Source organism: Treponema sp. R6D11 (assembly GCF_054786075.1).
The window spans coordinates 65,181-75,108 of sequence record NZ_BDHD01000002.1 but is presented as its reverse complement, the minus strand read 5'-3'; the positions used below and the strand labels follow the sequence as shown (position 1 = coordinate 75,108).

Sequence of the window (9,928 nt, the reverse complement as noted above, 5' to 3'; positions counted from 1 at the left end):
GGAAAAGAATTGATTAAGGCGGCGCACGGGCTTTCAGCAGGAGAAAGCCAGAGCTTTATCTACAATAAAAAAATATATCTGGTAAACTCCATCCCTTCCATGGAATGGTATCTTGCAGTGAGTTATCCTCTGCCGGGTTTCCTAGCGCTTAACAAGGCGATGAATACAGTATTTTTTAGTATGTTGTTTCTTATCTTTTTAATGTTTATCGTTATTAATGTTTACGTTGCCCGCTTTGAAAATGCAATGACAAAACATAACCTGCAACTGCTTGAGGCGCATCGGAAGGCGGAATTCGCTTCTCAGGCAAAAAGCGATTTCCTTGCCAAGATGAGCCACGAAATCCGCACGCCAATGAACGCCATTACAGGCATGGCGGAACTTTTGCTTAGGGGATCGATCTCAGGCGAAGCCCGCGGTCATGCGCAGGACATAAAACAGGCGGGGAATAATCTGGTATCAATAATAAACGATATTCTGGATTTTTCAAAAATTGAAGCCGGTAAAATGGAAATCATACCCGCTAAATATGTTCTTTCATCTTTAATCAATGATACTGTCAACATTATCCGTATGCGGATTATGGAAAAGCCGATACGTTTTTTTACAAACATCGACGGAAATATTCCCAACAATCTTATCGGAGACGAAGTGCGTCTGCGCCAGATTCTTATTAACCTTCTGTCTAACGCGGTAAAATATTCAGAGAAAGGTCATATCGGTTTAACCATTACAGCGGACAAATGGGAAACAGGACAGGTTTGGCTGAAGATAGCCGTAGCCGATACCGGAAAAGGAATAAAGAAAGAAGATCAGGCAAAACTCTTTGACGAATTTGTCAAAGTGGATACAAAGAGAAATCAGGGTATTGAGGGAACGGGTCTGGGTTTGGCAATTACAAAACGTCTCTGTCTTGCTATGGGCGGGGATATAAACATGGAGAGCGAGTACGGCAAAGGAAGTATATTTACGGCGATTATCCCGCAGGGTATTGATTCACAGGAGCCTTTTGCCGTTGTAGAAGATCCTGAGAAAAAGAAGGTGCTGGTCTATGAAGGCAGGCTCAACTACGCCAAATCGGTATGTTGGACTCTGGAAAATATGAGGGTTCCCCATGTTATGGTAACTGATTCTGATGAATTTGCCGCCGCTCTGTACAGGGAAGAATGGTTCTATATATTTTCCGGATACGGTCTTTATGAAGAGATCAAACCGCTTTTAGAAAAAGACGATTCAGCTTTTAGCGGAGGCAAAAAGCCGCCTCTGGCTCTGATGATAGAATGGGGAACAGAAGCATACATTCCCGGAGTGCGTTTTGTATCCATACCGGTACAATCACTGTCCATTGCCAACGCGCTTAACGGCAAAGCGGACGATAGAGGTTATATCAAAAATTCCGGCGCAATCAGATTCACCTTCCCGCGAGCGCGAATTCTTGTGGTAGATGATATTGCGACTAACCTCAAGGTGGTAGAGGGTCTTCTTTCTCCATACGGGGCGACAGTGGACACCTGTCTTAATGGTTTGCAATCCATAGAAATGGTAAAACGCGCATTTTTAGAGAGGCGCGATTACGACATTGTATTTATGGATCACATGATGCCGGAAATGGACGGAATAGAAACAACGGCGGCTATACGCGCATGGGAAAAAGAACAAAAAGAAAAAAGTAACGACCTGCGTAAACAAATAACGATAATAGCCTTGACTGCCAACGCTGTTGTCGGTATGCGGGAAATGTTTATTGAGAACGGCTTTAATGATTTTATTTCCAAACCCATAGATGTTTCCAAATTAGATGAAATACTTGACCATTGGATACCCAGAGAGAAGAAGGAAAAGAACTCAGTTAGACCCCATAGACAAGAACAAGGCGCAAGTGGGAATGCGCTCCATGAGCATAGCGAAGAAAACGCATTATGCTCTATTCCTGGGATTGATACGGTAAAAGGTATCGCAATGACAGGCGGAACTTTAGCCTCTTATAAGAATGTATTAAAAATATTCAGCAAAGACGCGAAAGACAGGCTGCCTTTAATGCAAACCATGCCCTCCGAAGAAACCCTGCCTTCACTGGTAACCCAGTTTCACGCGCTTAAAGCAGCCTCGGCAAGCATTGGAGCGGGAGAATTTTCCGCTATCGCGGCAGGGCTTGAAGCCACAGGCAAAGCAAAAGATATAGCTTTTATCCGCGAAAATCTGCCAGACTTTGCTAAACAACTTACGGAATTGACACGCGATATAAATAAATTTTTGGATAACAACAAAAGCGATAGCGAAAATAGCTCCACCCCATCATCAATTATTGATCATTCTTCATTATTTAAAGAACTTGCCGAGGCTTTAAAGAAAAAGAATCCGGCTAACATTGACCGCATTATCACAACGTTAAGCGAAAAACCGCTGGATTCAAAAACAAAAGAAGCTCTGGAAAAAATTTCCGATGAAGTGCTAATAACCGAATTTGACAACGCCCTGAAAATAATTAATAGTCTGATTCCGGCGCAGACAAAATAGAAAGGAGAAAACATCGTGCAAAAAAACAATAACCTTGTTAAAATAATCTGTTTTTTGTTTTTGTCTGTTACCATAATTGCCTTAAATAGCTGCGCCGCAAAATCGGCAAAACAGAAATATATAACCATAGGTGCGCTTTTACCGCTTACAGGCGAAGACTCGGACGAAGGTTTTCGCGCGCTTAATGGTTTATATCTTGCCAAAAAAGAAATCAATGAAAACGGCGGTATAATGGGGAAAAAGCTGGATGTTATTGTATTAAACGACCGCGGAGACGAGGAATATATCGTACAACAGTACAACAAATTAAAAGAAAAAGATGTTGCCGCCATTATCGGCTCCAGCTACAGCAGCGTAACAATCGCGCTCGCTAATGCGGCTGAAAAAGACGGCATACCTGTTATTTCGCCTACCGCCTCAAACCCCGATGTAACAAAGGGCAGAAAAAATGTTTTTAGGGCAATTTTTATTGACGATTATCAAGCTGAAGCAATGGCTTACTTTGCACGTAACTCGCTAAACGCAAAAACAGCGGTCGTTTTTATTAACAATACAAATAACTCTTTTAGGCGGGTAGTTGAAATTTTTACCAAATCTTTTATAAAACGAGATGGACACATTATGGCGGAAGAGCCATATTCAACATGGAATGATTTTGCGGGTATTTTGCGCAAATATGCGGATAATCCTCCCGATGTTATTTTTTGCCCCGAAGATTATGTTCCCGCCGCAAAATTGGCTAATACCGCTTATGAAGTCGGTCTTATTAATACGCCAATATTGGGCTCGGACGCATGGGACGGACTTTTGGCGTATATACACAATCCTGACACAATGAAAAATATTTATTATTCGGCTCCTTTTTCATTTGATGATCAGGACGCGAATGTTGTGCAATTTGTCAGAAAATATTTTGACTGCTTCTCTCAAATGCCGTTGTCAGGTTCGGCGACCGCTTACACCTGCGTATATATTTTATCGGAAGCAATAAAGAAAGCGGGAGGCGTCGATAAGGACGCTGTTATTTCCGCTATTAAGAAAAATGAAATTGATTCAATAACAGGACATATACGATTTGACGAAAACAACAATCCTCACACTAATGTATATATTATTCATTTAGAAGGCGGAGAATACTCCACCTATGAGAAATTGAGCCTATAGCGGAGTATCTGATTAATGTTAAGAAAATTCCGAATTGGAACGCGATTATTATTGTCATTCTTTATTGTAGTTTTTTTTACGTTTATCGTAGGATTGACAGGTTTCGCAAGTCTTTCTTCTATCGGAAATTTATCGGTTAAGACGATACACAATGTTTCTATATTAAACGATATTTACGACAGCAATGTTTTTGTTGATTACGGTTTATTTAATATGCTGTATATAAGCGATAGTACGCTTACCGGTTATGTTATACAGACAACAAAAGAACACGCAGATCATTTGTTAACGAGGCTAAAAGAATATATTGCGATTCAGGATCAATTCAGCGATGTTTTTACGCCCGGTGAAATGCAGGATATGTCAAATTTACTGGAAATTTACACAGATGCCTATACTCCTTTGACTAATGAAATTTTTGATCTGGTGGAGCAAGGGCGCAGTGAAGAAGCGCTTTCTGTGTATATAAACAGGCTTACTCCCATTTTTAATACATTTACTTATTACCTAAATGTCGGCTTTATAAAAAATCTTGAATACTCTGATGTCAAAATGAAAGAGAATAATGAAAGAGCTTCGTTTAACATATACTTAATGCTGACGCTGGTGGTAATGTCATTAATTGTATCTGTTGTGCTGGCGCTTACCGTTACTAAGTCTATAGCCGTCCCACTTGCGGAACTTGGGTCAGCGGCAGGACAACTGGCAAACGGTAAATTGGACGTTCAGTTTGAACAGTACCAGAGTTATGATGAAATAGCCCATCTTTCGCTCAGACTGCGGGAAACGCTGTATCATCTGAATCAGGTTCAACAATTAAAATTGGAAGCTGTAGAAGCGCGGCATGAAAAAGAAAAAGCCGAAGCCGCTTCAAAATCCAAAGATGAATTTCTTGCAAAGATGAGCCATGAAATACGCACGCCAATGAACGCCATTATCGGCATGGCGGAACTTGCCTTGCGCGAAGACAGACAAGAGACAGTTAAGGATCATATCCTTACAATCAAACAGGCGGGCGCGAATCTTTTGTCAATCATCAACGACATTCTGGACTTCTCTAAAATTGAGAGCGGTAAATTGGAAATTGTTCCCGCCAATTATCGGCTTTCATCTTTGATCAATGATACTATCAATATTATTCGTATGCGGCTTATGGAGAAGCCGATACGTTTTTTTACAAACATAGACGGGAGTATTCCTAACAGCCTTATCGGGGACGAGGTACGTCTGCGCCAAATTTTCCTTAACCTTCTGACTAACGCGGTAAAATATTCGGAAAAAGGTCATATCGGTTTAACCATTACCACGGATAAACGAGACGACAAAAAGGTTTGGCTCAGGATAGCGGTAGCCGATACCGGAAAAGGAATAAGACAAGAGGATCAGAAAAAACTTTTTAGAGAATTTGCCCAAATGGACACAAAGAAAAATCAGGGTATCGAGGGAACGGGACTGGGGCTTGCTATTACCAAACGACTGTGCGTCGCTATGGGCGGAGATATAAGCATGGAAAGCGAATACGGCAAAGGAAGCGTATTCACGGCGGTTATCCCGCAAGGAATTGAATCGGAAGGTCCATTCGCCGTAGTAGAGGAAGCAGAGAAAAAAAAGATACTTGTATATGAAGGCAGATCCGTCTATGCCGGAGCGGTATGCTGGACTCTGGAAAACTTAAACATTCCTTATACTTTGGTAACAAATCAAGATGATTTTGCCGCCGCTCTGTATCGTGAAGAATGGTTCTATGTATTTTCCAGCTATGGTCTTTATGAAAAAATAAATCCTATCATGGAACAAAGCGACTCTGTTTTTTACAAAGGGAAAAAACCGCCTATGGCTTTGATGGTAGAATGGGGAACAGAAGCCTACATACCCGGCGTACGTTTTGTATCGATACCTGTACAGTCTTTGTCGATTGCCAATATTCTTAACGGCAAAACGGACAGTAAAGATTATATCAAAAGTTCCGATGTAATCCGCTTCTGCTTCCCCCGCGCGCGAATTTTGGTGGTAGATGATATAGCGACTAATCTTAAAGTAGTTGAAGGACTCCTTACCCCCTATCATGCTACAGTTGATACCTGCATGAACGGTTTACAAGCCATAGAATTGGTAAAACGCTCGGTTTCCGAGAAACGCGAATACGACATTGTATTCATGGATCACATGATGCCCGGAATGGACGGAATAGAAACAACAGCCGCTATCCGAACATGGGAAAAAGAGCAAAAAGAAAAAAAAGAAAAAAACAGCACGAGTTTCACCGCAGGTGAAACTCGAAGCAATGATAGGAATTTGCGCCAGCAAATTCCTATCATTGCATTAACTGCTAATGCGGTTGTAGGCATGAGGGAAATGTTTATTGAAAACGGATTTAACGATTTTATTTCCAAGCCCATAGATGTTTCCAAGTTAGATGAAATTCTTAACCGCTGGATACCGGAAGACGCCAGAGAGCAAAGCTCCCTTTTAGAGACTCAGGAAGCGCATTCCCATTCGTCCCCTGAGCTTGGCATAGGGAACGCATTGCTTTCAATTTCAGGTGTTGATACGGCTAAAGGCATCACAATGACAGGCGGAACTTTAACATCTTATATTCAAGTATTGTCTCTGTTATGCAAAGACGCGCGAGACAGAATGCATTTACTGCAAAAAACGCCTGAGGCTGACAACTTGCATCAATTTGTAACCAATATTCACGCGCTAAAGAGCGCATTGGCAAGCATAGGCGCAAATGATGTTTCTTCACAAGCCGCAGAGCTTGAAGCTGCAGGAAAAGCCACGGATATGGCTTTTATCCGCGAAAATCTGTCTATTTTTGTACAGCAACTTACAGAACTGGTACACAATATCGAGAAAGCCTTGGAACATAAAGAGCCTGAAAATACCCCTAACCTATCATTACCTGTTAATTATTCCCCATTATTTAAAGAGCTTGCCTCAGCCCTAGAAGCCAAAAAACCCGCCGACATTGACAGGCTTCTTGAAGAACTCAATCAAAAACCGCTGGATACAAAAACCAGAGAAGCGTTGAATAAAATTTCCGATGAAGCGCTAATGACAGAATTTGACAATGCTATTAAAATAATTAATGAATTATTAAACGGATAAAGGGGGGAAAATGGAAGACGAAAAAAAACTTGTTCTTTTGGTAGACGATAATCCTGCGAATCTGCGAATTGGAAAAAACGTATTAGCGGAAAAATATACTGTAGCCACTTGCCCTTCGGCGGAAAAAATGTTCAGTCTGTTGGAAAGCAACAACCCTGCCGTAATACTGCTTGACGTAGATATGCCGGAAATGAACGGCTACGAAGCTATAAAAATTCTTAAATCCAAACCTGAAACTAAAGAGATTCCCGTAATTTTTTTAACCGCCAGAAGTGAATCGGACGATGAACTTACAGGGCTTTCACTTGGAGCCATTGATTATATTACCAAGCCGTTTCAACCGCCCTTGCTTCTTAAACGCATCGAAGTACATCTACTGGTAGAAGCCCAACGAAAAGAACTCCAATACTTTAATGAGAATCTGCAAAAAATGGTGGAAGAAAAAACTCAAAGCGTAATAGAACTGCAAAACGCCCTTTTAAAAACAATGGCGGAATTGGTTGAATGCAGAGACGACATAACAGGCGGACACATAGAACGTACGCAGAGAGGAATAAAAATCCTACTAGATGAAATTGAAAAGAGCGGCGTTTACAAAGATGAGACAAAAGGCTGGGACGTTAACCTTCTGCTCCAGTCCAGTCAACTCCATGACGTAGGCAAAATATCAATTAACGACAATATACTCAAGAAACCTACCAAGCTAAACCGAGAAGAATTCGATGAAATGAAAAAACACGCAAGTTTCGGCGAACAAATAATTGAAAAGATTGAAACCCTCGCAAAAGAAAGCGATTTTTTAAATTACGCGAAAATTTTTGCCGCCAGCCACCACGAAAAATGGGACGGATCAGGTTACCCGCGCGGACTAAAAGGAAATGATATACCCCTATTGGGGCGTATCATGGCGATTGCCGATGTATACGACGCGCTTACATCAGTGCGTCCATACAAAAAGGCTTTTAGCCACGAAGATGCGGTTAAAATTATCACCGATAGCAGCGGCACTCAGTTTGATCCGGCATTGGTAGAAGTATTTACCCGCACGGCGGAACAATTTAAGAATTAAGATAAAAATTCGGGTAAGCAGTACATTAAAAATCACAAAAAAAACAGTTGCCAAACTATAAAAAAAGAGCTATTATATAGATAGTAAATATAAGTGATCCTGACACCGAGACTAATGCTTTAAAATGCCAGCGTTTTAAAGCTGTTACTCAAGGTAAAAGGCGCTGTGTCTCATACGGGATTAGTGCGCCTTTGGGCGCATTTTTTTTACAAGGAGGTATGAGATATGGAAAACAGAGCCGCAATAATAGCGATAATTGTTGAAAACACGGACAGCGTTGAAAAACTTAACGGAATACTGCACGAATACGCGCAGTATATAATCGGGCGAATGGGTATTCCCTATCACCAAAAAAACATAAACATAATAAGTGTAGCCATTGACGCTCCGCATGACACAATCAGCGCTCTTGCCGGAAAAATCGGCAGGCTTGACGGAGTAAACACGCAAGTAGTGTATTCAAAATAGGGGGTATTATGTATAACCCCGCTTCTATGAACGCCAATGAATTTATTTGCCACGAAGAAATAATGGCTACCATTAATTGGGTGGAAGAAAACAAACACAACGAAAATCTGATCCGCCAACTAATGCAAAAGGCTTCTGAAAACAAGGGCTTAAACCACCGCGAGGCGGCTCTTGTTTTGGAAGCGGGCGATAAAGACGAAATTTTCAGTATGGCAAGACGGATAAAAGAAACTTTTTACGGAAACAGAATCGTTCTTTTCGCTCCGCTGTATCTTTCCAATTATTGCGTAAACGGCTGTTTGTACTGCCCTTATCACGCTCAAAATAAAACTATGACACGAAAAAAGCTTTCACAGGACGAAATCCGCAGGGAAGCGATTGCGTTACAGGATATGGGACATAAACGCCTTGCGATAGAAGCAGGAGAAGACCCTGTTAATAATCCTATTGAATATATTATAGAGTCAATAAAAACAATATACAGTATTAAACATAAAAACGGAGCGATACGCCGTTTGAATGTAAATATTGCAGCCACAACTGTAGATGATTATAAATTGCTAAAAGACGCAGGCATCGGAACATATATTCTGTTTCAGGAAACATATAACAAGGAAAAATATAAAGAGTTGCATCCGTCAGGTCCAAAGTCGAACTATGAATGGCATACCGAAGCTATGGACAGGGCAATGCAAGGCGGAATAGACGATGTAGGGTTAGGTGTTTTATTCGGTCTTGGTCAGTATCTTTATGAATTTATAGCGATACTTATGCACGCAGAGCATTTGGAAGCCGCACACGGTGTAGGACCCCATACTATAAGCGTGCCTAGAATACGTGCAGCCGAAGGAATAAATCCCGGCTCATTCAAAAACGGCATAGATGACGATACTTTCGCAAGGATTGTCGCCTGTCTTAGAGTAAGCGTACCTTATACAGGACTTATTGTTTCCACAAGGGAAAGCGAAGAATGTAGAAAAAAAGTTTTGGAGCTTGGAGTTTCCCAGATAAGCGGCGGTTCACGCACCAGCGTCGGCGGTTACGAAAAAGAAGAAAAGGAAAACACAAAACAATTTAACGTTATTGACAACCGCCCTCTTGACGAGGTGGTAAATTGGCTTATAAAAGATAAATATATTCCCAGCTTTTGCACGGCATGTTACCGAGAGGGACGCACGGGCGACCGCTTTATGTCGCTGTGCAAATCAGGGCAAATACAAAACTGCTGTCTGCCCAACGCGCTTATGACTTTGCAAGAATATCTGATTGATTACGCCGCAGACGGCACAAGGGGCTCAGGGGAAAATTTAATTAAGGGCGAGATTGATAATATTCCTAATGAGAAAATGCGTTCGCTTGTTATTAAACATTTGGAAGAGATTAAACAGGGGAACAGGGATTTTAGGGTGTAATTACACCCTCTTAACAACGATCTTCTTCCCTTTAACACGAGTAATCTTTACGCCCCTGCCGGAGTCAATATATTCGCCGTCTGTTACCGCCTCGTAAATTTCATCGTCAATTAAGACGGTTCCCTTTGGGGACATTTCCGAGTCGGTAACGGCGATTTTTCCAATCAGAGAAGAGAGATCATTCAAC

7 protein-coding genes are annotated in these 9,928 nt (G+C 41.4%); 6 read left to right on the top strand and 1 reads right to left on the bottom strand.

The window, feature by feature from the left end; translation table 11 throughout:
• The 6 genes from ACYVTD_RS00830 to hydG form a co-directional block, all read left to right on the top strand.
• Positions 1–2,517 (top strand): hybrid sensor histidine kinase/response regulator (locus ACYVTD_RS00830; RefSeq protein ID WP_461245880.1); only part of this gene is annotated, 2,517 nt, incomplete at its 5' end.
• Between the two features lie 15 nt (positions 2,518–2,532).
• The gene (locus tag ACYVTD_RS00825) at positions 2,533–3,681 is read left to right on the top strand and encodes an ABC transporter substrate-binding protein (RefSeq protein ID WP_461245879.1); all 1,149 of its coding nucleotides are present in this window, start codon (positions 2,533–2,535) and stop codon (positions 3,679–3,681) included.
• A gap of 15 nt (positions 3,682–3,696) precedes the next feature.
• The gene (locus ACYVTD_RS00820; protein ID WP_461245878.1) at positions 3,697–6,792 is read left to right on the top strand and encodes an ATP-binding protein; all 3,096 of its coding nucleotides are present in this window, start codon (positions 3,697–3,699) and stop codon (positions 6,790–6,792) included.
• 10 nt (positions 6,793–6,802) lie between these two features.
• Positions 6,803–7,861, top strand: a complete 1,059-nt coding sequence (locus tag ACYVTD_RS00815) for an HD domain-containing phosphohydrolase (protein ID WP_461245877.1) — start codon at positions 6,803–6,805, stop codon at positions 7,859–7,861.
• Between the two features lie 225 nt (positions 7,862–8,086).
• Positions 8,087–8,329 carry a TM1266 family iron-only hydrogenase system putative regulator gene (locus tag ACYVTD_RS00810; RefSeq protein ID WP_461245876.1) on the top strand — a complete coding sequence of 81 codons (243 nt, stop codon included), beginning with the start codon at positions 8,087–8,089 and terminating at the stop codon, positions 8,327–8,329.
• A gap of 8 nt (positions 8,330–8,337) precedes the next feature.
• Positions 8,338–9,741 (top strand): [FeFe] hydrogenase H-cluster radical SAM maturase HydG, encoded by a 1,404-nt coding sequence (hydG, locus tag ACYVTD_RS00805; protein WP_461245875.1) that lies wholly within the window; start codon positions 8,338–8,340, stop codon positions 9,739–9,741.
• Here hydG and ACYVTD_RS00800 read toward each other — a convergent pair whose 3' ends face one another.
• Complete coding sequence (locus ACYVTD_RS00800) at positions 9,742–9,927, bottom strand: NfeD family protein (protein ID WP_461245874.1); 186 nt, start codon at positions 9,925–9,927, stop codon at positions 9,742–9,744.
• Position 9,928 lies beyond the last annotated feature (1 nt).

Excerpts from the sequence above, each read along its gene's own strand:
- ACYVTD_RS00820 (WP_461245878.1), top strand. The coding sequence starts at position 3,697 with ATGTTAAGAAAATTCCGAATTGGAACGCGATTATTATTGTCATTCTTT.
- ACYVTD_RS00815 (WP_461245877.1), top strand. The coding sequence starts at position 6,803 with ATGGAAGACGAAAAAAAACTTGTTCTTTTGGTAGACGATAATCCTGCG.
- ACYVTD_RS00810 (WP_461245876.1), top strand. The coding sequence starts at position 8,087 with ATGGAAAACAGAGCCGCAATAATAGCGATAATTGTTGAAAACACGGAC.
- hydG (WP_461245875.1), top strand. The coding sequence starts at position 8,338 with ATGTATAACCCCGCTTCTATGAACGCCAATGAATTTATTTGCCACGAA.